Source organism: Paenibacillus sp. FSL K6-1217 (assembly GCF_045040735.1).
GTDB lineage: Bacteria > Bacillota > Bacilli > Paenibacillales > Paenibacillaceae > Paenibacillus_AQ.
The window spans coordinates 7,144,199-7,168,955 of the sequence record NZ_CP150271.1 but is presented as its reverse complement, the minus strand read 5'-3'; the positions used below and the strand labels follow the sequence as shown (position 1 = coordinate 7,168,955).

Sequence of the window (24,757 nt, the reverse complement as noted above, 5' to 3'; positions counted from 1 at the left end):
CATCATAGCGGACCCAGCTCGGCATGTCTGTGATATAAATTGGAAAAGCTGCCTGGAAGCCAATCATGGCTTGTAGAAATTTTATTTGAGTAATATAATTATTAACTATATAACCTGAACGTGGAGGCATCCGATGAAACTTGATCTGACCGAACAATCCTTGCCCGTGTACGAGGCCTTGTCCAGTACCGTGCGTCTGCACATGCTGCGGCTGCTGTCCGATAAGCCCATGAACGTGAAGGAGCTGGCCGCAGCCCTCAAGCTCAGCAGTGCCATTATGACCATGCATGTGCGCAAGCTCGAAGCCGCCGGGCTGATCACCAGCCATATGGCCCCCGGGAAAAGCGGACTGCAGAAGATTTGTACACTGGCCGCCGACGGGGCAGAGATAGTTTTTCCGGGACAGGCCCGGACTGCGCGCAGAGGATACCGCAAGGACATCCCGGTGGGCCATTATTCCGACTTCCAGATCGAGCCTACCTGCGGACTGTCTACGACGGAGAGGGTCATCGGGCACTTCGACGATCCCCGTTACTTCTGGGACCAGGAGCGGGTGAACGCCGGGATTCTGTGGTTCGGCAAGGGGTTCGTCGAGTATAAAATCCCGAACTTCCTGCTGTCGAGCCAGCAGCCGGAGGAGCTTGCCATCACGATGGAGATCGCCTCCGAAGCCCCTTCGATCAACAACAACTGGCCGTCGGATATTACCTTCACGCTGAACGGACAATCGCTCGGCTTCTGGACCAGCCCCGGTGACTACGGAGATAACCCGGGAAAATACACACCGGCCTGGTGGCCTGCACTCACCAATCAATACGGCCTGCTCAAGCAGCTGCGGATTACACAGGCGGGCACCTTCATGGACGGGCAAAAGCTGTCGGAAGTCACCTTAGATCAGGTAGGCATCCGCAATAAACAATGGACCTTCCGGCTCTCAGTCGAGGAGGATGCCGAGCACATCGGCGGCCTCACCCTGTTCGGCAAGGGCTTCGGCAATTACAACGAGGATCTTGTGTTTGAGCTGTTTTATACGGATACTGTGGCAGATTTGCCTGATTCTTTGTAAAAGCCTGCTTAGCAGGGTTTGTGGCAGGGTGTAGAAGGCTATGTACTAGTAGGTAGGTAGGTAGGTAGGTAGGTAGGTAGGTAGGTAGGTAGGTAGGTAGGTAGGTAGGTAGGTAGGTAGGTAGGTAGGTAGGTAGGTAGGTAGGTAGGTAGGTAGGTAGGTAGGTAGGTAAGATTTATTAGTTAGACTAATTTAGGTTAGTTTTCATTTCAGCTACTTTTGGAGCCAATACTCCTCATTTCTGCTTCAGGCCCACTTTTGGCCCATTCAGGTGCATTAGTGCACTTCATTTTCACTCAAATCCCACTTTTTGCCGATTCAAGTGCACTAATGCTCTTCATTTCCGCTCAAATCCCACTTTTGGCCGATTCAGGTGCACTAATGCTCTTCATTTTCGCTCAAATCCCACTTTTGACCGATTCAGGTGCATTAGTGCTCTTCATTTCCGCTCATCGCCCACTTTCGGCCGGCACTAATGCCCTTCCCAACATCCAACCAGCCAGCTTCTCACCCCACCAATTCGGATTTATCCCTCTCATTTCCTCATCCAGCCCACTTTCCGCCGCACCCATGGGATTTATCCCCTTTACTTTTTCACCATTCTCTTCCTTCTATATCTGCACATTAACTTTGCACCTTCGCCTCCCTTTCACACTTCCTTCTCCCCTTCCCCCTCTCCTCCACAACGCAAAAAAAGCCCCTCCAACCGCTGCATTGTGCAGGTTGGAGGGGCTATCTGTGATCATCCGTCTCTTATGGCAAAAGCGGCTTATAGCCTATCTATTTCGCCTGGCCCCTTGCCGTCAGGCGCGAGCCGTCATTCCTTGACCGGCTGCCATTTTCCACCGCCCGGCAACGGACAACTGCGGGCCTTCAGCCGGGCCACGACAGGAATGATACAGCCGCAGGCGGTACAGGTTACACCATCCTGCAGCTTGGGGCAAGCCCCGCACAGCGCAAGCCGCTCGGCATAGACCTCGTCTGAAGCGGTATTGCCGGGGTTGAACATGGAGGAAGCCAGAATCCGGGCAATCTGTGCGTCCGTGACCTTGTACTCTCCCGGCATCCCTTGCAGGTTGAAGTGGTAGTCATCCTGCGTTCCTTACGCCTTCGGAGTAATTTCCAGAACGGTTACCGACATTGGCGGCAGTTCTACAGTCAGCGTATCCCCTTCAAGCTTAAAGGCGCTGAATTCCTGCGGAGTTACAGCTTCCGGCTGCTCAAAAGTATTATGAGCATCGATGGAAGCACCAGCCAGAGTAGTACCGCTTACGGATGCTTGGCCAGCCAATCCGCGCAGCTCCAGCGGCAGGGTTGCTGATGCCGCATGATTCAGGTTACACAGGCTGACATGGATTACGCCTTCTGCGGTTACAGAAGCGGAAGCCGATACCTCAGGAATGTCCACTCCCTCGTAGCTGTATACCGGGCTGTCCACAGTCAGCTCCAGCAATTCTGCATCCTGATGCACCTTGTACATGTTGAATACATGGTAGGTTGGGGTCAGGAGCATTTTTTCGCCTTCGGTCAGAATAACCGCCTGCAGCACGTTCACGGTCTGGGCAATGTTCGCCATCCGTACACGGTCACTGTGCTTGTGGAAAATATTCAGGGTCAGGCCGGCAACCAGCGCATCGCGGATCGTGTTCTGCTGGTAGAGGAAGCCCGGGTTCGTCCCCGGCTCAACATCGTACCAGGTGCCCCATTCGTCAACGATCAGGCCCACTCTTTTCTCAGGATCGTATTTGTCCATGATAGCGATATGGCGGGTAACCAGCTCATCCATGAACAGTGCTTTCTTCAACGTTGTGAAGTATTCGTCTGTTCCGAAGCCCGTAGCCGCGCCCTTATGATTCCAGTCCGAAGTAGGCAGGGTGTAATAGTGCAGGGTAATCGAATCCATGAAGCGGGTAGCTTCGCGCATCAATACTTCCGTCCAGTTATAATCATCCGCATTCGCCCCGCAGGCAATCCGGTGGATCTTGTTATCTCCATAGTTACGTACATATGTCTGATATTGGCGGTACAGGTCAGCGTAGAATTCAGGACGCATGTTACCACCGCAGCCCCAGTTCTCGTTGCCCACGCCGAAATACTTCACGCTCCAGGCCTCTTCCTGGCCGTTCTTTTGGCGCAGCTCAGCCATTGGTGAGACTCCGTTGAAGGTCAGATACTCAACCCACTCGGACATCTCTTGAACGGTTCCGCTACCTACGTTACCGTTGATGTACGGCTCACATTCCAGCATCGCGCAGAGCAGCATGAATTCATGTGTACCGAAATGGTTATTCTCTACCGCGCCGCCCCAATGCGTGTTAATCATCCGCTTGCGGTCTTCGCTTGGGCCGATGCCGTCCTTCCAGTGGTATTCATCGGCGAAGCAGCCGCCCGGCCAGCGGAGTACCGGAATTTTCATTTCCTTAAGCGCTTCCACTACATCGTTGCGGATACCCTTGGTGTTCGGAATGGGGGAATCTTCTCCAACCCAGATGCCTTCATAGATACAGCGTCCGAGATGCTCAGCGAAATGTCCGTAGATGTTGCGGTCAATCTTACCTTTGCGGATGTCGGTGTTCAGTACAATGCGTTCTGCCATTTGAAGTTAACGCTCCTCTTTAGGTTAATATATTTGTTAATCATTTAACACTTATATTAACATTATAATCAAGCTTCCTCCGGTTCGTCAATCTTTATCTTAAGCAGCAACTCCCGCATTCCCACTTTTCACTTCCCCGCCAAAAATGATATTATGGACACACAAATACAGCACAACTGGAGAGTATAATGATCAGACCTATCAGTAAAGATATATCGCTTCTTAGCCAGAAATCTGCTCCGGCAACGGAAAAGGATCTGCCCGTGTTAATGGATCTTGTGGAGACCCTGAACGCCAACTCCGACCGGTGCGTCGGCATGGCTGCGGACATGATCGGCGTCAACAAGCGCATCATCGCTATCCGCGTGGAGCAGCAGCTGACGATTTCGATGATTAATCCGGTGATCGTCAAGCGCGCCCGTCCGTATGACACCGAGGAAGGCTGCCTGTCGCTTGAAGGCGTACGCCCGGCGAAACGATACGACTACATTGAGTTAGAATACTTCGACTCTGATTTCAAGAAGCACCGGGATAGCTTTACCGGATTTACGGCGCAGGTTATTCAGCATGAGGTGGATCACTGCGAGGGTATTGTCATTTGAGCCGGGACGCCAAATCGCAAACCTTCAGTAAGGCTGCCGCCGAGCAAATTCTGAGGAATGAGACCGATACCCGCACGCTTTTGTCAGAATATCCTGAGTATAAAGACGAGGTTCTGCTTGAAATCAATGCCTTATCGGGCCAAAAACGAGCCAACCTGATCCATAATTTGCTCGCCAGCTATACAAGCAGCGCCAAAATAGCGAAGAGCAAAATTGTCAAAAGCGGCTTTAATCAAACAACCATCAACGCTTTTCTGCCCCATATTATTAAGGCCCGCTTTGCCATTTACCTGATCGAACAGCTGCAACTAGCGGTTTCCACCGAATCGGCCTCCGGGCCTGTCCGGTTCAATCTCTGGGATGGTTACATTCTGCAGAAGCTCCTGTTCAAGGAGAAGCTTGTACGCAAGCCCGTATCGCTCCCTCTGTTCCGGGTATGCTGGAAGCTGATTATCCGCCCCAAAATGCTCATGCCGCTTGTTAATAAACAAGGGATCTATTGCTTCTATTCCCGTTCATTAATCAAGCGGCTGTCCGCACTGATCGGAGACAGGGAGTGCCTGGAGATCGGTGCGGGGGACGGTACCCTGACGAGATTCCTTAACGATAATGGCACAGCCTGCCGGGCAACTGATGATTATAGCTGGGCGCATTATATCACCTACCCCGATTTTGTGGAGAAAGCCGATGCCAAAGCTGCCCTTAGCAAATACGCTCCTAAGGTTGTACTTTGTTCCTGGCCGGTGCCCGGCAACCCTTATGAGAAGCATGTTTTCAATACGGATTCTGTGGAATTGTATATCGTCATCGGCACAAGAGACCCGGCGATCACCGGTGACTTCGACGCGTATGATAAGGCTAAGCATTTCAGCATGGAGCTGAATGAGGAATTATCCCGCCTCCTTGTGCCGCCCTCCGGGGACAATGCGGTCTATCTCTTCACACGCAAACAAGACAGTACACGCTCACGATAGTGAGTATCTACTGTCTTGTTTCTGTTTGCTGTCTTGTTTGGTTTGCTGTCTATTTCAGCTTCAGCCCAGATCCCCCAGCTCAATCTGCACGATTCCCCGGTCATCCCGTTCCTCGGCGATTCCGCCGATCAGATGCATCAAGCTGCCGAACTCCAGCTCATTGAACTTGCGTGCGGCGTTATCCCGCTGCAGCTCCCAGAGACAGTCCGCCAGTGCGCAGACTACCGGCACATCGCAGCGGATTTCCGCCAGTTCCCGTGAGAGATGCAGCATGTCGAGGTCCGCTTCGATTTTGGCCCGTACGCCTTTGGGCAGCAGATGCAGGTTCTCGATCACGCCTTCCACTGTGCCGTACTCGGTCAACAGCTTCGTTGCTGTCTTCTCGCCAATGCCCTTCACACCGGGATAATTATCGCTGGTGTCGCCCATGAAGCCCTTCAGGTCGATCACCTGCGCAGGGGTGAGGCCCCGTTCTTCCAGCAATTCCGCGGGATCGTACACCTTATAGTTCGAGCGGCCTTTTTTCATAATCACGACCTTGACGCTGTCATTCACCAGTTGCAGCATGTCGTGGTCACCCGTAAGAATGTAGACCTCCGACTCCCCGCTGTAGCATGAAGCCAGTGTGCCGATGCAGTCATCTGCCTCATAACCAACCAGACCGATATTCGGCACGCCCAGCTCAGCCACCACTTCCTTCACCAGATCAAACTGCGGGATCAGCTCCAGCGGCGCGTCAATACGGTTCGACTTATACCCTTCATACTTCTCCGAGCGGAATGTGCCCTTGCCCATATCCCAGCAGCAGACGACATGTGAAGGCTCAAATGTACTCACCGCGTCGAAAAAATACTGCAAAAATCCATACACCGCATTCGTCGGCAGCCCGGCGCGGGTCTTGCGGATATAGCCTCCATAAGAGGTAGCATAAAAAGCGCGGAACAGCAGAGCCATTCCATCAACGATCATTACCCGGCCCTTCAGTTCTGTTGCTGTGCTCATGTGTAACCTCTCCTTGTATTCCATAAATTTAGGCGTTGCTCCAAGCTTCGGCGTACTGGTCTTCCTTGTAGCCTACGGTAACCTTCTTGCCGTCAGTAACCACCGGACGCTTGATCAGCATCCCATGCGCGGACAGCAGCGCAAGCTGCTCGTCTTCGCTTAAGTCTGCAAGTTTATCCTTCAGGCCAAGCTCCCGGTAAACCTCACCACTTGTATTAAAAAACTTCTTCAGCGGCAGGCCGCTGTGCTTCACCAGCACGCGTAGCTCCTCCACGGTTGGCGGCTGCTCTGCGATATGCTGCAGCTCCAGCTCATGCCCTGCTTCCTTCAGCCATTTCACTGCGCTGCGGCAGGTGCTGCATTTCGGATATTGATATACCTTGAGGTCACTCATCGGGTTCTCCTTCTATATATAAAATATAAATTGCATGTAAAATGCTGCATTTTGGCAGCTGAGGCCGGCCAGGACATGCCCGGCCCTTACCGTGCCGACTGCCGCAGCTTCTCTTGAAGCAGCGCAATATCCGGCGGCAGCGGAGCCTCGAAGACCAGCTCGGCATGCGTCACCGGATGCCGGAAAGCCAGCCGCACCGCATGCAGCGCCTGGCGCGGAATGGACGCGTCCAGCTCCGCGACCTGTGCGAGCTGCGCGGCTTCGGCAGGCGTCAGCGCTGCGCCGCCTGCGGTCGCCACCCGCGCCTCCGGCGGCCCGCCCGGCAGCGCCTGCTCTTGCGTATGTGCCGCTTCGCCCGGCGCAGCCGCCGCCTGCCCATACAGCGGGTGACGGTACATCCCGTCACCGATCAGCGGGCAGCCGACCGAACCCATATGCACCCGGATCTGATGGGTGCGCCCGCTCTCCAGCTTCAGCTCGACGCGTGAAGCGGCGCTGCCATAGACCTCCTTGACCTCATAACGGGTCAATGAAGGATAGCCGTCCGGCGTCACAATCCGCCGGTGCGGCTCCAGCGGGTCGCGGTCGATCGGACCGTCGATATCGCCGCTTGGCAGAGCAGGCACGCCGTGTACGAACGCGGTATACCGTTTGTCCACCGTGCCGGCGATCATCTGCTCAGAGATGTGCTGGTGGCTGTAAGGGTTCTTGGCAATCACCAGCACCCCGGAGGTCTCCTGGTCCAGCCGGTGTACAGGGCGGAAGCGGACCCGCTCGCCCTTCTCTGCCCAGTAATGAACCACACCGTTCGCCAGGGTCTCGGTATAATGGCCGTGGGTCGGATGGACAATCATTCCTGCGGCCTTGCTTACCACAAGCAGATGCCCGTCCTCATACAGAATCTCGAAAGGAATCGGCTGCGGCAAAATATCCTCTGAGGTCTCCTCCTCCATCCGGATCTGCACTAGATCGCCGGTGCTGACCTTAACGCTGATATATACACGCTCTCCGTTCAGTGTAATGCCGAGGTCCGTCATTTTGAGCCGGGAGAGCAGCTTGCGGGAGACATCCATCCGCTTCTGCAGGATGGTTTTGAGCAGCCAGCCGTCCTCGGACGGCGGCACTATATAGGAGATGGGCGGATAATAGCTGGTCATTTGTTCCGGAACACCTTTTTGCTGCGCAGATATTCTACTTCAGCAATCTCCAGCCGGGTGTTGGCGGCACGGGCCAGAGCGAAGAAATAGTCGGACAGCCGGTTCAGATAGATTACCGCCTCAGGATTAATCTCCGTACTCCGGCCCAGCGTCACTGCCCGGCGCTCTGCCCGGCGGCAGACCGTCCGGCAGACATGCAGCACCGAGGACAGCTGGCTTCCGCCGGGCAGAATGAAGCGCTCCAGCACCGGATTCTCGGCCTGAAGCGCATCGATCCAGCCTTCCAGGCGGGTGGCCATCTCGCTTTTTACCTTATAGCGGTTCTCACTCAGCTTCACGAATGCCAGATCCGATCCGCAGTCGAACAGCTCATGCTGAATCTCCAGCAGCTGCTCGCGGACATCTAGAAACCGCTCGTCCTCCATCAGGCTCCGTGCCTGGCCAACGAAGCAGTTCAGCTCATCAATGGTGCCGTAAGCCTCGACGCGGACATCGTCCTTGCCCACCCGGCCGCCAATAACCGAGGTCTCGCCCTTATCCCCCGTACGCGTATAGATCGCCATGATACTTCCCTCCTAAGTTGCAAATCACATATTAATAGTGTAATCGTTCTTAGGTAGGGTGGCAAACAAAGATCAACTTTTCCGCTATGTAAATAACTGCCTTAAGAGGAAGCCTTAATTGTCTCCCTGCTCAACCTGCCTCATGGCTTACGAAAGGTAATGCAATACATCAGGCCCTTGCACACCTCCTTGTACTCTACCTCCAGCATCTCCTGCGGAATCAGTCCAAGCATCTCCGGCAAGTCCTCTCCCTCTGCAAAATACCCCTTAACCACCGGCACCTTCCCGTACGTTCCCTTCACCAGCTTCTGCGTCTCATCGGCAATCATCAGCCTTGTGCCCGGCTTCGCCACCCGGATCATCTCCAGTATCGCAGCATGCGGATCACTGAAAACATTGATTCCGCCTACATGGTACACACAGTCAAAGCTATTGTCCTGAAAAGGCAGCCTCTCTGCGTTCCCCTGGAACAAATGTGCCTCCAGCTTCCACCGCCGCAGATTACGCACCGCCTGCTTCAGCATTCCACTGGAAATATCCAGCCCGTACAGCTCGGCCTGCGCGTTTTTGGCCTTCATGTTAAGGTACGGGAAATTATCGCCGCTGCCCACCGAATTCTCCAGCACACGCTGACCGCCGCGCAGCTCAAGCGATGACAGAAACTGCTCTCTATAGCTGCGTTCTCCGCCGAATTTCAGCGCGAAATACAGCTTGTTCGACAGCCGGTAGAAACGGGCAATCCGGTTGTACAGCTCCAGGTACTTCCGGTTACTGCCTGCCGCATCCGCTTCCTCCATAAAAGCCAAATACCCTTGCTTCCACGGATATTGCTGTCCATTCGCCGGATTGACCGCCCCCGTGCCCTCCAGCTTAAGCTCTTCATATGTATTCGGGTCTCTCAACAGCTGATCATGCAGCATGAATATCTTCCTCTCCTGACACAGTACGGTTCAAGCCCATACTCTGTGATGCTCGTGAATATTCATTATATGCCTACGGCTGGAAGCGAACATCCGCCCCGGGTCTGCCGCCGTCTCCGCCTTTGGACGTAACCTGCAAGTTGGGATAAACGACATTTTTTTATTTTTTTCGACAAAATACCGCAACTTATTCCGCTCTCCGACCGATGATATTCAGTATAGGTATAAGTAGCTTCACTATTTAAGGGGGGACTAACATGGCTAATATGGCTCACAAGGGGATTTCCAGGCTCCGGTTCAAAAGCATACGTATGAGAACATTTGCATTCATCCTGCCCATCTTTCTGATCACGCTGGTGCTGGTCGCTCTGTTATCGTACATGTATTCCAAGAGCATTATCCAGCGCGAGGTTACGCAAAAAATGAATGTGCAGATATCGGATATTTCTAACGAAATTAACGGAAATTTAAGTGTGCACAGCAAGGTTCCCGAGGTTCTGGCACGGACGCTGGAGAGCCACGCTGATGCATTCACACTGGATCAATACCGTACCATGCTGTCCAGTGCGCTGAAGGCCAATCCGGATACATATGGTGTGGGCATTTATTTTGAACCCGGACGGTATGACAGTGCTCTGAAGTACTTCTCCACCTATGCCCACCGTGACGGCGACAAGATTGTGACTACCGAGCAGTATAATGACCCCGATTATAATTATCACGGGCAGAGCTGGTACACCATTGGCAGGGAGCATGCTGCGTTTACAGATCCATTCTATGACACAATTACAGGGACAACGATGGCTACATTTGCTGTTCCTTTCCGGGATACCACGAATACCTTGCTGGGTGTCATGGCCGGCGATATCGATCTCAAGACGCTGCAGAGCAGGATCGAACAGACCAAGGTTGGACAGACCGGATGGGCCTTCCTGCTGGACAAGCAGGGGAATTACATTGCCGGACCGGATAGCGGGAAGAATATGCAGCTCAAATAATAACGGACAACCAAACGCCAGTCTGTCCGCAGCGGGAAGCGAAATATTGCAGCAGAATCAGGGGAAGGTAACCTATGCTGATTCCGGCGGAACCATTCAGATGTATTATGAAAAACTGCCGGATACCGGCTGGACCGTTGGTCTCGCCATGCCGGAGCAAGAGCTGTACGCGCCGCTTAAAGGGCTGCTAAGGTCTATTCTGCTGGTAAGCTTGGCGGGTCTTATCCTGACGGTAGCAGCCGTATATCTATACAGCCGCTATATTACCCGTAAACTGACCCGTGTCAATGAGATGTCCCAGCAGATGGCCGCCGGAGACTTCACCGGGAAGCTGGAGGTGGACAGTGAGGATGAATTCGGCAAAATGGCCGGGTATCTGAACCAGATGATGACCAATCTGACCAGACTCCTGGGGACCATTGCCGATCACTCCCTGCAAGTCGCCTCGACCTCGGAGGAATTAATGTCGAGCGCCAATCAGACCAACCACACCACAGAGGCCATTGTGGAAAATATTCAGGATCTGTCAGCCGGAGCGGATCAGCAGCTTCAGTCCACCCGGGAGTCTGTAAGGGCGATGGAGGAGATGGCCGCCGGTGTGCAGCGGATCGCGGAGGCCTCGATGGACACCGCCGCAGCAGCTGGGCGGGCGGCAGGCCAGGCGCAGAACGGACATTCCATCATTACGGAGGCGGTGGACCAGATGGGAGAGATGGAGCGGACCGCCGCAGATGCTTCCAGCATGATTACCTCTCTTAGCGCACAATCCCAGCAGATCGGCAACATTATCGGTCTGATCAAAGGCATCAGCGACCAGACCGGTATGCTGGCCTTGAACGCGGCGATTGAGGCAGCCAGAGCGGGCGAATACGGGCGGGGCTTCTCTGTAGTGGCCGGTGAGGTGAAGAAGCTGTCCGAGCAGACGGCCGAAGCCGCCGGGTCTATCAGCACCCTGGTTCTCGAGATCCAGCAGGGCAACCGGGCAGCCTCAGATGCGGTGCTGGCCAATGCCGGCGCCGTTCAGGAAGGCTCGCGGATGGTAGGCGAGGCCGGGCGTCTGTTCACGGATATTCTCGGCGGTATCGGCGAGATTAATACCCAGGTTCATGAGATGTCTGCCTCCTCCGAGCAGCTGCTGGCCGGAACCGAGGAGCTGACCTCCTCCGTGGCGGAGATGGCTGAAGTGGCCAGGCAGGCCGCTGAGCGTTCCCAGAGCGCTGCCGCGGCTTCCGAGGAGCAGCTCGCCTCCATGGAAGAGGTTGCCGCAGCCTCTACTGAGCTGGCGAAGATGGCTGATGGGCTGCAGCAGGCAGTGGCCGCGTTCAAGGTAAACTAACTGAGCAACAGTGCTAACCCCCTGATAGGTCTTCGGACCAGGATAGGGGGTTATTTATGTAGTCATTCGCTCCCCCCACTCCCCTTCAAAAAAGCCACCAGCTCCCGGTTGACCCGCTCCGGCTGCTCGTGATTCACGCCGTGACCGGCGTCCGGGATAACTGTGTAGCGGAACCCGCCAGCGTCCAATGTTCCAGTGAGCTCCCGCTTTTGCTTCAGCTTATAATCACCCAGCAGGAAGTATAGCTGATCCCGGAACGTAACCGCTTTCTCTTGTTCGTAGTGCTGAAGCTTATGGGCGAACATCGCCTGCTGGTTATGATTCTGCATTAACAGCACCAGATGCTCCCCGACTTCAGGATGCTTGTCGAACAGGCCTGAAGCCGGGGAGCTGAGCTTGCGGGCTGCCCTGAGCAGATTGCTGCGTGTAGGGATAAGAATCTCCGGGAACATCATCATCAGCGTATGTATCATACTTTTAATTGGAGCAGTGACCATTCCTCCCTCCATACAGACAGCCCTCAGCACTCTTCCCGGCCCGTTCACCGTGTAATTGAAGGCCATATACGCTCCGTTTGACACGCCTGCCACACAGAATTGGTCAAGCTTCAGCCCGTCAGCAACCTTGTTGATCCAATCAACCTGGTCAAAGGTCCGTTTATCGAACCTCTCACCTGGAACACTCTTCCCCGGTCCGCCCAGCGTATCTACTGCAATGCAGTAGAAGTGCCGGGACAGCTCCTTCATATTCAGCAGCCACATCACGGCCGAATTATCGCCTACCCCATGGAACAGAAGCAAAGGCGGGGACTCCGGCTCTCCCGCTGTTATACAATGGGTTGTCCCATAAGGGGTCTCCACATCAAGCTCCTGATATTCCGTCCCCCACGCTTCAAGAAGCTGGTTATAGGACCTTAGAACCTGTTCTTTGCCGGCCTCGCTTTTAAATACCTTGATCATTTCAGACTTCCCCTCTAATTAATTACCTATCAGAACTAAACAAGTGATTTCATTCCATAAATGCAGCAAGGTATAAAGCTTCGTTCGTAGTAAATCACCAGAGATAAGTGTAATACATCTAAACAGAGATTCGGCGGCACATCCGGGGATTTAGTTGTACAAATTGCAAGCCTGTTGATTAGCTAAAAAAAGGTAGAAAAAGGCCGCTCATTCGGTAAAGTGTTTGTACCCCTACAAACATCCGAAACGAGGCGACCTAAAGTCTACTTCAATCTCGAACATTCTGCAATCGGTGATTCCCGAAGAGAAACTCTCACCGTTTCTTCAAGAACTTGAATATGTCGATAAAGCAAGGAAATTCACCGTCTATGACCTCTTCTTGTTCTTGGCGGAGGCTTCGTTCCAGCAGTGGAAGGGGTATCGGGATGGTGAAGTACGCATGGTTTCAAGCAGCCTCAGACCCGTAGACCATTCTACGCTCTCGAAAAAAGCGAAGAAGGTTCCCTTCGAGCTTTTTAAGCAACTGCTGAACCTCATGATCGATCGGTGTAATCGCTCGACCCGAAGACATTTAGGGATTCCCAAAGCGTTACTGCTCGTCGATTCCACTAAAATTACCGTGGGTAAAGGGCGGCTTCCTTGGGCTCTGCTGAAAGGCGAACGAGCGGGAATTAAATTGCACGTGTCGGTAGTGGCCGATGAAGGCCGGCTCCATAAGGTGACCGAGACCACAGGGAATTCCCATGATTTCAAAAGCTGTCCCGAGGTGACCGACAAGCGGTTTATTCTCGTAGCTGATCGGGCGTATAGCGGTTACAAACGATTCGATGACTATCTGGAGCAGCACCAATTCTTTGTTATTCGGCTTCGGGACAACACGCTCTTTCACTCCCCGGTCTCCCGAACGCGAAGCGAACCCTTCACGGGAACACTCGAACAAGATTTCACCTGCCAATTGGGAAAAAAACAAGGGCTTTCCAAAAACCGTTTTCGCGTGGTGATCCTAAGAGATCCGCAAGGCAATCCGGTGATCCTTGCTACGAATCTGCACTGGCACTCCGCCGAGCGGATTGCAGAAATCTACAAAAAGCGGTGGCAGATTGAAGTGTTTTTTCGCTGGATTAAGCAGCACTTAAACATTCCAACCTTATTTGGGACCACACCAAACGCTGTGTACGGCCAGTTATATACGGCTCTACTGGTTTATGTGTTATTAAAATTCCTGTTTGACGAAGGGAATGCAGGGGTGCATTGGAGCGCAAAACTAACGTTTGCCGACTTTGACCGCTTATTTACGCTGCAACGTTTACCCGTAGAATGGATTACCTTTTTCGCTAATGATCTTGCATTCCCATAATTTAGCTAATCAACAGGCCTGTACAAATTGCAGTTAAGCCTAATAAACCTCCCCCTCGCACACTGATCGGGGCACGGTAAGCCCTCAACTAGAAATAGATCGATAATTTTATAGCGTAAAGCTTATAATTATTTTCAAAAAAACGGACATCTCCCCAAAGGAAGACATCCGCTTCATATAATCCTGTATTAATTGCTCTTGCGGGGGCGGCCTCTCATATACTCATTAATCTTGAGATCCAGCAAGCTGCTGATTGCTATTACATTATCCGAGGTAAAGGAATTCTCCTGCATAAAGAGCTGTTCCATTCTGCTGCGGAGCATCTGAATTTCTTCTTCCAGCGAGAGCCTGCGTGCATTCGCATCTCCTTTGGCGCGAGGCAGCCCGCTTCCGGAACCACATTTCCCGCCATAGGAGGATAAGTAATAATCTGCGCTCAGCACAATCACCCTTCCTGATGTAGTATCGCGCGTCAACCGGATAAGAGATAAGAACTGTGTAGTTCTGTGCGACCGGACATGAAGCGCCTTTATTCCCGGAATAAGAGGTCCATGTAAGTGTATTACAGGTGTTTCTTGTCCTTAGAGTAAAATAATACCATATTAGAAGGTGATCGGCTATAGTTCGATATACTTCTTTGTGCAGCCTGGTTAGGCCCCTTCCCGGGCCAGCTGTGAGACAAATGCCCCAATTCGCTCCACCGCTTCATTCAACTGGGCCACCGAGGTGGCATAGGAGCAGCGCAGATAGCCTTCTCCACCCAGACCGAAGACACTTCCCGGAACGGCGGCGACCTTATATTCAAGCAGCAGACGCTGGGCGAACTGGTCGGAGGTCAGGCCGGTGGCCTGGATACTCGGGAATGCATAGAAGGCACCCTGCGGCTCATGACACTCAAGTCCCGCCTCCCGCAGTCCTTTGACAATCAGCCGGCGGCGCTGGTTATACGAGTCTGTCATGCGGTCCTTCTCTTCCATTCCGTTGGTAAGTGCCTCCAGCGCAGCCACCTGGCCCATCGACGGCGCGCACATGACAGTATATTGGTGAATCTTCAGCATGGCGGAGATCAGGTCCGGGTGGCCGCAGGCATAGCCCATCCGCCAGCCGGTCATGGCGAAGGCCTTGGAGAAGCCGCTGACCAGGATCGTCCGGTCCAGCATGCCCGGCAGCGAAGCGAAGCTGACATGATTGCTTCCGTAAGTCAGCTCGGCATAGATCTCATCCGAGATGACGATAAGATCATGCTTCTCCACCACCTTGGCAATCGGCTCCCAATCCTCACGGCTCATGATGGCGCCGGTCGGATTGCTTGGGTAGCAGAGAATCAGAATCTTGGAGCGCGGGGTAATCTTGGCCTCCAGATCCTCGGCCGTCAGCTTGAAGTTATTCTTCCCGAAGGTCTCAATGCCGACCGGAATACCGCCGCCGATGGCCGTAATCGGAGAATAAGAGATATAACAAGGCTCAGGAATCAGAATCTCATCTCCCGGGGAGATCAGAGCACGCAGGGCCAAATCAATAGCCTCGCTGCCGCCGACTGTAGCGATAATCTGGTCCGCAGGATCATACTTGACTGCAAAGCGGGTCTCTAAGTACTGGGCAATGCCCTCGCGCAGCTCGGGCATCCCGGCATTGGAAGTGTAGCCGGTAAATCCGCGTTCCAGCGAATAGACGCAGGCTTCCCTGACATGCCAGGGCGTCTTGAAATCAGGCTCGCCGACACCAAGCGAGATAATATCCTTGCTGCCTGCCGCCAGATCAAAAAACTTGCGGATGCCCGAAGGCTGAATCTGCTGGACCAGCGGGGCCAAATAAGAGTTCATCGACTTGCCTTTATCTCCTGTGTGCTGAGCGTTATTTATAATCATGACATTACATCCTTCACGGAGATATCATCAGACGGTTGTCTTCCTCATGCTCTTCAAAGATGATACCGTCCTGTTTGTATTTTTTGAGCGTAAAGTTGGTCTTGGTCGAGAGCACAGCGTCAATGGGTGACAGCTTCTCGGAGACAAAATTAGCGACCTCCCGCAGGTTGCGGCCCTCCACTTCCACCAGCAGATCGTAAGCACCTGACATCAGATAGACGGATTTAACCTGCGGATACAGATAGATCCGTTCGGCTATGCCCTCGAAGCCGCGGCCCCGCTCCGGAGTAATCTGCACCTCGATCAGCGCCGTCACCCGTTCATCATCGACTTTATCCCAATTGACAACCGTCGCATATTTCACAATGACATGGTCCTGCTCCATCTGGGCAATCACGGTCTTGACATCTTCTTCCTCCGCACCAAGCAGGGTCGCCATTAATGCGGTTGAGCTTCGCGCGTCCTCCTTGAGTAGTTCCAGCACTTTCCTCTTCAATTCATTCATTCTCAGGGCCTCCTGCAAAAAAGAGTTTAGTATTAATATGACATGAAAACTACCGTTCTGCAAACAAAATAACCCCGCCGAGGCGGGGCTGTATGACTTCATTCCCTTTGTATTTTCTCCTGCATGGCCGGGGAAGCGCTCTAATGCTTCACAGGGCCATCGCCAGGGTTACATATAATAGGAACCGTTATGATGCTGCTGGACGTTCGGCTGGTGCTGCTGAACATTCGAAGCCTGGTTATAGGCTCCTGCCCCGCCTGTTTTCTCACGCACGAACTGCTGCAGCTTCTGCTGGGTCTGCTGGGCACTCTGGATCTGTTTGTCCACATCCTGGCGCAGCGCTTTACCCGGAACGGTGTACATGTTCATTTGCGACATCTTCATGTACAATTCCCCCTGAATTCTGAGGGTATCCATCGTCAAATCATTGAATACCCGTCTGACGGCGGGACAATTCGATTCTGTAGCTGCTGTGGTGTACTCGCGGACTGTCCGCTTCAGATCGGCCAAAATCGTGTAGAGTAAATCTTCATCCGCCATAAACGGCGTTCCATTCTGTGCGTACACAGTAAAACCTCCTTTAGAATTTGTGGGTTATCCCTGTTATTGCGGCTGCGATGGTGCGTACTGCTGATGCTGATGGAGCAGCTGGACCAGCATATCCATATGATGGGTATGACTCTGAATCTGCTGGATGCAGATCCCCTGCACGGCCGAGTTCTGAGTGGTTCCGGCTGTAGCCGCGAGCTGCTTAATCAGCAAATCCTCATTGGAAATGGAATCGGTGATGTATTCCAATTCTTTTCCGCTAAGTGCCTGCATTTGGTTAGATTGCATGTTCGGTAGTCCCTCCTTCTGGTTGTTCAAGCGTTCCTTAGTATGCTTCCGGGGAAGGCTCTTTATGTGCCGGAAGGTACATTAAGCAAGCTCACACTTGATGAATAATCCTTAAGGTCTTGACGCATGAGACTCTTCAACAGTGCAAATAATACTACTCTGAATGACACAAAGGAGCGACCCATAGCTATGAAACTCGTCAGCGGGCAACTGCCCTGGGAACACACACTGCCTGAGCCTCCGGGGTATCCGGTACTTGCGGAAGACATTACCTGCGACTGTCTCATTATCGGCGGCGGGATGGGCGGAGCAATGATGTCCTACCGCATGTCCCTCAGCGGGGCAGATACCGTCCTTATTGATAAAAGAACCATCGGCACCGGCAGCTCCCACGCCAATACCGGCCTGCTGCAAATCGCCAATGACAAGTCATTGACTGCCTGTATGAATACCTTCGGGGAAGAGAACGGCGTGCTGTTCTACAGGCTCTGCCAGCAGGCCATGCGGGCGATTCTGGAGCTGCCCGGCAAGCTGGATATCGATCCGCAAATTATAGAACGCAGTAGTCTGCTATATGCCAGTGTTCCGGAAGATGTGGCTATGCTGAAGCTGGAGAATGAGAATCTGGTGAAGCACGGCTTCGATTCAGAATTCTGGGAGGAGGAGGAGATCCGCGCCCATTATGCCTTCTCCAAGCCAGGTGCGCTGTATTCCAAAGGAGATGCGGAGGCCAATCCGCTTCGCACCGTTCACAGCCTGATTCATAAAGCGCACTCCGGCGGAGTCCGGGTCTATGAGCATACCGAAGCTCTTCATTATGAGTACAATGCAGACGGGGTAATCTGTCATACCGGACAGGGCCGGATCTTTGCGAAGAAGGTTGTCTTTGCTATGGGGTATGAGACCCAGGAGATGAAGAAGGACCGGGGAGCGGAGCTGATCAACACCTATGCGATCATGACCGAGCCTCTGCCCCATCTGCTGAAATGGCATGAGCAGAGCCTGCTCTGGGAAACGGCACGGCCTTATTTGTACTTCCGGACCACCCCGGACGGACGCATTATTGCCGGGGGCAAGGATGAGCAGCTTACCAGCGTGGAGCGGCGTGAGGTCCGGGTCCTCTCCCAATGTGAGCGTCTGGCCGAGGAGGTTGCGGCTCTGTTCCCGGAGCTGCAAGGCATCAAGGCTGAATATTCCTGGGGGGCGGTCTTCGGATCCACCCGTGACGGATTGCCTTATATGGGCCCGCACCCGGAATACCCGCATTGCTATTTCATTGAAGGCTATGGCGGCAACGGCACGGTCTACAGCATGATCGCCGCCGAGCTGCTTGCAGATACACTGTCCGGCAAAAGCCGCCCGGAGCTGGAGCTGTTCTCGCTGACCCGTTCGGCGAAGCCTGCGCCCTCCCCTGCGATACAGACTTAAAGGGCTGCTGGTTCAGGGAGGCGGCTGCATCAGAGAGAGTTGCAACACAGAAAGGGATGCCCGCATAGCCTGACGGCTGCGGAGCATCCCTTTTACATGACAACAATATGGAATAATAGCTTATTGCGCTTTGACAAATTCAGCCGACTTGATTCCAGCCTGGCGTCCGAAGATAATAATCTCGGCTACCGAGTTGCCGCCGATGCGGTTCTCGCCGTGCAGCCCGCCGACCACTTCTCCTGCCGCGAACAGGCCCGTAATCGCTTTGCCCTCTTTGTTCAGGACTTCTGTGTTGGTGTTGATCACCACTCCGCCCATCGTATAATGAATCCCAGGACCGATCTGAATCGCATAATACGGAGCGCCGGACAGATCATTATCCATGCCGGTAGCTCTGCCGAACTCGGCATCCGACTTTCCTTTTACCGCACTGTTCCATGTATCCACAGTAGTCTTAAGTGCTGCTGCTGGAACCTTCATCTGCTCCGCCAGTGCCTCGATGGTATCTGCGGTCTTGACCACACCCATCTTGATGTATTGATCTACCGCCTTGACACGGGATTTCACTCCGGCGTCGAACACGAGATAAGCGGATTTCTCAGGAAGTGTATTAATGGAAGCCGTCACCTTGTCACGAGTATCCATCTCATTGCCGAAGCGCTTGCCTTCAGCAGATACAAGAATAGCTCCTTCGCCCCGGACCGCTTCACCGATCAGGTAGGATTTCTCCTGCTGTACGGTCGGGTGAACCTGAATCTGATCCATATCGACTGTGGTTCCTCCGACCTTCTCAATCATGGTGATACCGTCACCGGTGCTACCAATCTGGTTGGTCGTTACCAGTCCTTGCAGATCCGGGCGAACCTTGGCAATCAGCTCTTTATTGGCACCGAAACCGCCGGTGGTTACAATAACTGCTGCTGCGCTGATGGTTTTCTCATCGGCCTGGTTGAACAGCACCTTCACGCCGTTCACCTTACCGTTCTGCACCGTAAGCTCCTTCACATCCGCGTTAACGAACAGCGGAATTCCCTGCTCCTGCACGTTGCGGACGAGTCCTGCCACAAGATATTGTCCGACGGCCGAGCCGTCCTCTGGACGGTGAGTGCGCTTCTCCTTCATTCCGCCGGTAATCGTAATATTGTTCAAGCGGATTCCGATCGAATCGAGCCAGTCAATGGCACCTGCGGATTGATCCACGAAGAAGTGCAGCAGCTCCTTATTGTTCGTATCATGTCCGCCCTTAAGGGTCTCTTCATAGAACAGTTCGTTGCTGTCTTCGATGCCCTGCTCCTTCTGGAACTTGGTCTGCGATGCATTCATCCCTGAAGAGGACTTAGTGGTATTGCCGCCGGCTACCGGCATTTTCTCTAAGATAACCGGGTTCATGCCGGCCGCTTTGGCTTCCAGCGCAGCAGACATTCCCGCACCGCCCGCGCCGACGATGACGATATCATATTTATCTTTCTGATCGTACGGAGTATAGCTCGCTTCGGATGCCCTCGATACGGCCTCTGTCTTCTCTGCAGGTGCAGTGGTTGCTGCCGGCTCTGTGGCCGCGCTGCCCGCTTCCTTGCTCTCATTCTTGCTGTTGCCCGCATTGTTGTTTCCGCAGCCTGCAATCACCAGCATCACGGAGAGAATGAGGATAAGCGCCGCTGTTAATCTCTTATTCATGTGAGTTGTGCCCCCTTGTGCATATTTTCACAATTATCATAGCGCCAAAGAAGCGGTTTGTGGAACCTTCCGTAAATTATTAAAGAGTTTTGTAACTAAAGTAAGCGGGCATGTGGACCTTAACTGTTCACACACCCTCTTCCTCCTTCACCTCATAAGGCACATCCACGATAAAATGCGCTCCCGGTCCGCTGCCTGCGGCCAGCTGAAGATGGCCCTGCAATTTATCCACGCTTTTGCGCACCAGATACAGACCGATTCCCCGCTGTTCCCCCTTGGAGGAGTAACCCTGAATGAAGATCTTCTCCTTCAGGCCCGCCGGAATTCCCGGACCGTTGTCGCTGACCTCGCATAGCAGCCGCCCCTCTTCATATAGAAAAGCAAGCTCCACCCGCTTCACGGGTTGCTCACGGAGCTCCCCCAGCGCCTCCAGCGCATTATCCAGCAGATTGCCGGCAATCGTAATAAGCTCATGAATCACCTGCGGGTCCCGAGGCTCCGGCAGATAACTGTCTCCGGCCAGCAGCAGCTCTATCCCGGCTTCGCGCGCCCGGCTCAGCTTCCCCAGCAGAAATCCGGCCATCACCGGATCCTTAATTTGTCTCGTGATCGACCCGATCTCCTTCTGGTAATTGCTTACCGTTCCCAGAATATATTGCTGCAGCTCATCATACAGGCCCATATGGGTCATACCCATAATGACATGCAGCTTGTTCATGAACTCATGGGCACCGGAGCGCAGCGCTTCGGCATAGACCGAGATCCCCGACAGCTTCTCCGCCAGCACAGCCAGCTCGGTCTCATCCCGGAAGGTGGCAATCGCGCCGACGATGTTCCCGTTCACCCGGACCGGCAGGCTGTTCACCAATAGAGAGCTGTCTCCCAGCTCCAGCTCCCGGTCCTGTATTCCCTCTCCCTCATCCAATACCCGCTCCAGACCCAGCTCCGGCCAATATTCGGCAATCTGCCGGTTCATCGCGCTCCCGCCAATTCCCGCTGCCTTCAGGAGCCGCTGTGCTTCCATATTAAGAATGGTAATCCGCGCCTGCTGGTCTACAGCAATAATTCCCTCACGTGTGGATTCCAGCATCGCACTGCGCTCCTGGAGCAGCTTGGAGATATCCTCCGGCTCCATGCCGAATACCATCCGCTTGATCCGGGCCGCCAGAATGAAGGCTCCTCCCGCTCCAAGCAAGGCTCCCGAGACCAGAATCGCAATAATCGTCCACTCATTCTGCAGAACCAGCCGCTGCACCCGCTCCAGGGACAGACCGGCAATGACCACACCCACCTGATGCCCCCGGTTGTTATAGACCGGAACGAAGCCGCGCAGGGATCTGCCCAGCGGTCCCGCTCCTTCGGAGATGCTCTCCTCCCCGCGCAGGGAGGCTTCCTGCTTGCCTCCCTCAAAGGGCAGCCCGACCAGCGAGGCATCCGGATGGGAATAGCGGATCCCCTTCATATCGGTCACTACGACGAACATAATATCATTGCGGCGGGCGATCCTTGAGGTGTAGTCCTGGATTTCCTTGCTGTTGCCCTCGCTGAGTCCCTCAGAGACCAGCGGAATCAGGGCGATGGTGCGGGCAATCGTAATCGCCTTATCCTCCAGCGCCTGCCGGGTCTGCGGAATAATCTGATTGCGGAAAATAAAATATAAAATCAGCAGTACCAGCAGCACAACGGTAGACACCATAACGGCAACCATTGTGCGCAGACTGTAGCTTTTTTTCCTGGCCACCGGCGTGAAGACCTCCCTTCAAGCTCCTATACCATTCGAACTATATGGGTTGAACTTGAATTTGTAAAGCTGCTCCCATGGATCCGATAGGGGATAGAACAACGCGGCAAGCCCAGCCGTTCTGCCGGAGACAGGAGGGCTGGGCTTGCCGGAATGAACTTGTCGCAACTCTTGTATAAGCAATTGGATGATAGCTTACTGCTTCTTGGCCTGTTCCAGCGCCTGGGTCACCGCTTCAATAATCCCGCCGCTGGAGCCGGAAGCACCGGAGAGGGCGTCAACGCCTTCTGTGGTTTGCTTTTCAATAATTTCAGGAATGGTATTCTCCACAGCCGCATCGATCATCGCCTGCGTCTCCTTGTGCTCCTCTACGGTAATGGCGCCGATCTTCTCATCCTTGATTTCTACCGCCACTTTAATATCACTCTTGACCCCTTTGCCCGTACCATCATATGTCCCGTCCACATACTTGCCGGAAGAGGAAGAGCAACCCGCCGTTAATACTGTTGCAGCCGCGAGGGCAGAGAACAGCAAGGTTTTTGTCCACTTACGCATGAGTAATTCCTCCTTCTGAAAGTTCCTATTTCTTAAGTGCCTTCACAGCTTCATCTGCTGCAATCCGCCCGAACGTAGTGATGTCTGCCAGTGCATTCCCGCCCAGACGGTTCGCGCCGTGAACCCCGCCGGTTACTTCGCCCGCAGCATACAGTCCGGCAATGACCTGATCCTTGGTATCCAGCACCTGTGCCTGAGTGTTAATCGCTACTCCGCCCATGGTATGGTGGATTCCGGGTGTTACCTGAATTGCATAATATTTACCCTTGTCAAAAGACAGCTCAAGATCCGGCCGTTCAAACTCTGTATCCTTACCGGAAGCAACGAAGCCATTATACGTAGTCAGTGTATCCGCCAGTGCTTTGCCGTCTACACCGATCTGTGCCGCCAATTCTTCAGGAGTTGCCGCTTCTTTGACCAGATCCATTCCAAAATAAACCTCGGTTGCCTTCAGGTTCGCACGCAGCTCATCATTGAAGATCAGGTAAGCTACTTTGCCGGACTGGGCCAGAATATTCTGGGACACGACATCGCGGGTCAGCAGCTCATTCGTGAACCGCTTGCCTTCGCTATTGACCAGAATCGCACCGTCTCCGCGTACTCCTTCCGTGATCAGCACACCTTGATTCGGAATGGTGGTCGGGTGAATCTGAATCTCCTTCATGTCTACCAGCTTGGCACCGATCTTCTCTGCCATCGTCGTACCATCGCCGGTTGCGCCAGGGTGGTTAGTAGTGGAGAACCCTTCCAGCTTCGGCTGGTACCCCTTGATCATATCCATATTGGCTCCAAAACCGCCGGCCGCCAGGATAACGGAATTGGCACTGATCGTGTACTCCTTACCATCCTTATCCGTCACCTTCACTCCGGTAACCACGCCGTCCTTATTCTTGACGATCTCTTTAGCTGTCGTCTGCATTCTTACGTCAATCTTCTCATCCTGCAGCTTCTTCTTCAGCGCAACGACGATGAAATTCCCGGCCGCCTCGCCGCCTTTCGGACGGTGAATCCGGTTCACGCTTGCCCCGCCTGCGCGTCCCACTTCAGACAGCTCGGCTCCATTCTCCTTCAGCCACTCCACCGAAGCCGCTGCACCGTTCGTAAGCGTTCTGACCAGCTCCGGGTTGTTAAGGTTCTTGCCGCCCTTCATCGTATCCTCGAAATGCAGCTCCGGACTGTCTTTGATGCCAGCCGCTGCCTGATACGGCGTTCCTGCCGCATTCAGTCCGCCTTCCGCACGGACGGTGTTGCCTCCAAGCATCGGCATTTTTTCGATCAGTATCACCTTGGCTCCCTGATTATGCGCTTCAATCGCAGCAGTCATTCCCGCGCCGCCGCCGCCGATAATTACGATGTCCGTTGACTCCCCTTTGGTGCTGTTACATGCAGGCAATACCACCAGACTTGCCAGCAGTAACCCCTTGCCCAGCAGGCTTCCCCATCTCTTTCTGTTCATTCTGTTCTCCTCCAATTGTTATTGTGCATATTTTCACAATCATCATAACCTGAAGGAGCCCCGACTAGAATATTTAGTAATTAAAGAAATGATAAAGTAAATAAAGGTAGTGAATTTGCTTGAATGTGGTTATAGATTTATAATTGGAGCTTATACAACCGTATCACTAGGAGGAGCAGAAACTATGGAAAAAAGCGAAAAATATTGGCTGGCCGGTGCTGTTCTGGCTGTAGCCGGTGTCTCCCTGATGAGCTACACCGCAAGCCGCTATACTTCATTTAAACGAGTAGTTGCCCGAACCATCCGTCTGGAAGATATCGCCGCTCTGGAAATTACCCGCCTGTCTTCTGTTCCCGGTGAACAGAAGGATATTGTGCTCACCGAGCCGGAAGCGATTAAGCGGATCTACGATGATTTCTCCGGTGTCCGCCTGATGAAATCCGCCCGCAATGTGAGCACAGACAACAAGTACAGCTATTACATTACCATCGTCCAGGCCGACCGGAAGCAGCGGTTCGACATTATTTTGAAGGGCAAGCATCACATGATTATCTACGACAATGACATGAACAACCCGCACCTGGTAGCCTACAAAATCATTAACGAGTTCAGTCCGCTGGCGCTGCAGCAGGCCTTCGAGTGATGCTGCGCACGCTTATGTATGGCATAGCTTAATAACCTTCGCAGCTATTGTGACGGCTACATGGAGTCATGGAACGCCTGGGGCAGCCTTGGGACAACCGTGACTCCGTTTTATTTAATAGAG

25 protein-coding genes are annotated in these 24,757 nt (G+C 53.5%); 8 read left to right on the top strand and 17 right to left on the bottom strand.

What is annotated here, in order from left to right:
• The first annotated feature begins 133 nt into the window (after nt 1-133).
• Nucleotides 134-1,066 carry an ArsR/SmtB family transcription factor gene (locus MHH28_RS31420; protein WP_405109458.1) on the top strand — a complete coding sequence of 311 codons (933 nt, stop codon included), beginning with the start codon at nt 134-136 and terminating at the stop codon, nt 1,064-1,066.
• Between the two features lie 817 nt (nt 1,067-1,883).
• Here the strand turns inward: MHH28_RS31420 and MHH28_RS31415 are convergent.
• Both MHH28_RS31415 and MHH28_RS31410 read right to left on the bottom strand, forming a co-directional pair.
• Nucleotides 1,884-2,132 (bottom strand): DUF6171 family protein, encoded by a 249-nt coding sequence (locus tag MHH28_RS31415; protein WP_405109455.1) that lies wholly within the window; start codon nt 2,130-2,132, stop codon nt 1,884-1,886.
• Nucleotides 2,133-2,168: 36 nt separating this feature from the next.
• Complete coding sequence (locus MHH28_RS31410) at nt 2,169-3,662, bottom strand: alpha-N-arabinofuranosidase (RefSeq protein WP_405109452.1); 1,494 nt, start codon at nt 3,660-3,662, stop codon at nt 2,169-2,171.
• Nucleotides 3,663-3,850: 188 nt separating this feature from the next.
• On the opposite strand from MHH28_RS31410, the gene MHH28_RS31405 reads away from it, so the two are divergent.
• Nucleotides 3,851-4,264, top strand: a complete 414-nt coding sequence (locus MHH28_RS31405; RefSeq protein ID WP_405109449.1) for a peptide deformylase — start codon at nt 3,851-3,853, stop codon at nt 4,262-4,264.
• Entirely contained in the window at nt 4,261-5,238 is a 978-nt protein-coding gene (locus MHH28_RS31400) for a hypothetical protein (RefSeq protein WP_405109446.1), read from the top strand. Before MHH28_RS31405 ends, MHH28_RS31400 begins: the two co-directional genes overlap by 4 nt.
• 60 nt (nt 5,239-5,298) lie before the next feature.
• Here the strand turns inward: MHH28_RS31400 and MHH28_RS31395 are convergent, their stop codons facing one another.
• From MHH28_RS31395 to MHH28_RS31375, 5 genes are all read right to left on the bottom strand, one after another.
• Nucleotides 5,299-6,240 carry a 5'-3' exonuclease H3TH domain-containing protein gene (locus MHH28_RS31395; RefSeq protein WP_405109443.1) on the bottom strand — a complete coding sequence of 314 codons (942 nt, stop codon included), beginning with the start codon at nt 6,238-6,240 and terminating at the stop codon, nt 5,299-5,301.
• 28 nt (nt 6,241-6,268) lie between these two features.
• The gene (locus MHH28_RS31390) at nt 6,269-6,634 is read right to left on the bottom strand and encodes an arsenate reductase family protein (RefSeq protein ID WP_036722484.1); all 366 of its coding nucleotides are present in this window, start codon (nt 6,632-6,634) and stop codon (nt 6,269-6,271) included.
• Between the two features lie 86 nt (nt 6,635-6,720).
• Nucleotides 6,721-7,791 (bottom strand): RluA family pseudouridine synthase, encoded by a 1,071-nt coding sequence (locus tag MHH28_RS31385; RefSeq protein WP_405109440.1) that lies wholly within the window; start codon nt 7,789-7,791, stop codon nt 6,721-6,723.
• Entirely contained in the window at nt 7,788-8,354 is a 567-nt protein-coding gene (locus MHH28_RS31380; protein ID WP_405109437.1) for a cob(I)yrinic acid a,c-diamide adenosyltransferase, read from the bottom strand. The genes MHH28_RS31385 and MHH28_RS31380 overlap by 4 nt, the downstream gene beginning before the upstream one ends.
• 140 nt (nt 8,355-8,494) lie before the next feature.
• Complete coding sequence (locus MHH28_RS31375; RefSeq protein WP_405109434.1) at nt 8,495-9,274, bottom strand: class I SAM-dependent methyltransferase; 780 nt, start codon at nt 9,272-9,274, stop codon at nt 8,495-8,497.
• 257 nt (nt 9,275-9,531) lie between these two features.
• Between MHH28_RS31375 and MHH28_RS31370 the strand changes: the two genes are divergently transcribed.
• Nucleotides 9,532-10,272 carry a cache domain-containing protein gene (locus tag MHH28_RS31370; protein ID WP_405109431.1) on the top strand — a complete coding sequence of 247 codons (741 nt, stop codon included), beginning with the start codon at nt 9,532-9,534 and terminating at the stop codon, nt 10,270-10,272.
• Between the two features lie 46 nt (nt 10,273-10,318).
• Nucleotides 10,319-11,608, top strand: a complete 1,290-nt coding sequence (locus MHH28_RS31365) for a methyl-accepting chemotaxis protein (protein WP_405109428.1) — start codon at nt 10,319-10,321, stop codon at nt 11,606-11,608.
• Between the two features lie 62 nt (nt 11,609-11,670).
• On the opposite strand, the gene MHH28_RS31360 is transcribed toward MHH28_RS31365, so the two are convergent.
• The gene (locus MHH28_RS31360; RefSeq protein WP_405109426.1) at nt 11,671-12,567 is read right to left on the bottom strand and encodes an alpha/beta fold hydrolase; all 897 of its coding nucleotides are present in this window, start codon (nt 12,565-12,567) and stop codon (nt 11,671-11,673) included.
• A gap of 223 nt (nt 12,568-12,790) precedes the next feature.
• Between MHH28_RS31360 and MHH28_RS31355 the strand changes: the two genes are divergently transcribed.
• Nucleotides 12,791-13,924: an IS4 family transposase gene (locus tag MHH28_RS31355; protein ID WP_405109423.1), complete on the top strand. Its 1,134-nt coding sequence runs from the start codon at nt 12,791-12,793 to the stop codon at nt 13,922-13,924.
• A gap of 188 nt (nt 13,925-14,112) precedes the next feature.
• Here the strand turns inward: MHH28_RS31355 and MHH28_RS31350 are convergent, their stop codons facing one another.
• The 5 genes from MHH28_RS31350 to MHH28_RS31330 all read right to left on the bottom strand — a co-directional run bounded on the left by MHH28_RS31350 (nt 14,113) and on the right by MHH28_RS31330 (nt 17,134).
• Nucleotides 14,113-14,307 (bottom strand): aspartyl-phosphate phosphatase Spo0E family protein, encoded by a 195-nt coding sequence (locus tag MHH28_RS31350; RefSeq protein ID WP_405117354.1) that lies wholly within the window; start codon nt 14,305-14,307, stop codon nt 14,113-14,115.
• Between the two features lie 267 nt (nt 14,308-14,574).
• Nucleotides 14,575-15,792: an aminotransferase class I/II-fold pyridoxal phosphate-dependent enzyme gene (locus MHH28_RS31345; protein WP_405109420.1), complete on the bottom strand. Its 1,218-nt coding sequence runs from the start codon at nt 15,790-15,792 to the stop codon at nt 14,575-14,577.
• 13 nt (nt 15,793-15,805) lie between these two features.
• On the bottom strand, nt 15,806-16,297 hold the full coding sequence (locus MHH28_RS31340) for an Lrp/AsnC family transcriptional regulator (protein WP_405109417.1): 492 nt from the start codon (nt 16,295-16,297) through the stop codon (nt 15,806-15,808).
• Nucleotides 16,298-16,465: 168 nt separating this feature from the next.
• Entirely contained in the window at nt 16,466-16,864 is a 399-nt protein-coding gene (locus MHH28_RS31335) for a spore coat protein (protein WP_076083710.1), read from the bottom strand.
• 36 nt (nt 16,865-16,900) lie between these two features.
• A complete protein-coding gene (locus tag MHH28_RS31330) occupies nt 16,901-17,134 on the bottom strand; it encodes a hypothetical protein (RefSeq protein WP_209991462.1) in 234 nt (77 codons plus the stop codon).
• A 189-nt stretch (nt 17,135-17,323) separates the two neighbouring features.
• Between MHH28_RS31330 and MHH28_RS31325 the strand changes: the two genes are divergently transcribed.
• Nucleotides 17,324-18,562: an NAD(P)/FAD-dependent oxidoreductase gene (locus MHH28_RS31325; RefSeq protein WP_405109413.1), complete on the top strand. Its 1,239-nt coding sequence runs from the start codon at nt 17,324-17,326 to the stop codon at nt 18,560-18,562.
• Between the two features lie 120 nt (nt 18,563-18,682).
• Here MHH28_RS31325 and MHH28_RS31320 read toward each other — a convergent pair whose 3' ends face one another.
• The 4 genes from MHH28_RS31320 to MHH28_RS31305 form a co-directional block, all read right to left on the bottom strand.
• Nucleotides 18,683-20,239, bottom strand: a complete 1,557-nt coding sequence (locus MHH28_RS31320; RefSeq protein WP_405109410.1) for a flavocytochrome c — start codon at nt 20,237-20,239, stop codon at nt 18,683-18,685.
• Nucleotides 20,240-20,366: 127 nt separating this feature from the next.
• Entirely contained in the window at nt 20,367-21,980 is a 1,614-nt protein-coding gene (gene dcuS, locus MHH28_RS31315; protein ID WP_405109407.1) for a DcuS/MalK family sensor histidine kinase, read from the bottom strand.
• Nucleotides 21,981-22,175: 195 nt separating this feature from the next.
• Entirely contained in the window at nt 22,176-22,535 is a 360-nt protein-coding gene (locus MHH28_RS31310) for an FMN-binding protein (RefSeq protein ID WP_405109404.1), read from the bottom strand.
• 25 nt (nt 22,536-22,560) lie between these two features.
• A complete protein-coding gene (locus tag MHH28_RS31305; RefSeq protein ID WP_405109401.1) occupies nt 22,561-23,991 on the bottom strand; it encodes a flavocytochrome c in 1,431 nt (476 codons plus the stop codon).
• Between the two features lie 184 nt (nt 23,992-24,175).
• Between MHH28_RS31305 and MHH28_RS31300 the strand changes: the two genes are divergently transcribed.
• Nucleotides 24,176-24,634: a hypothetical protein gene (locus tag MHH28_RS31300; RefSeq protein ID WP_405109398.1), complete on the top strand. Its 459-nt coding sequence runs from the start codon at nt 24,176-24,178 to the stop codon at nt 24,632-24,634.
• Nucleotides 24,635-24,757 lie beyond the last annotated feature (123 nt).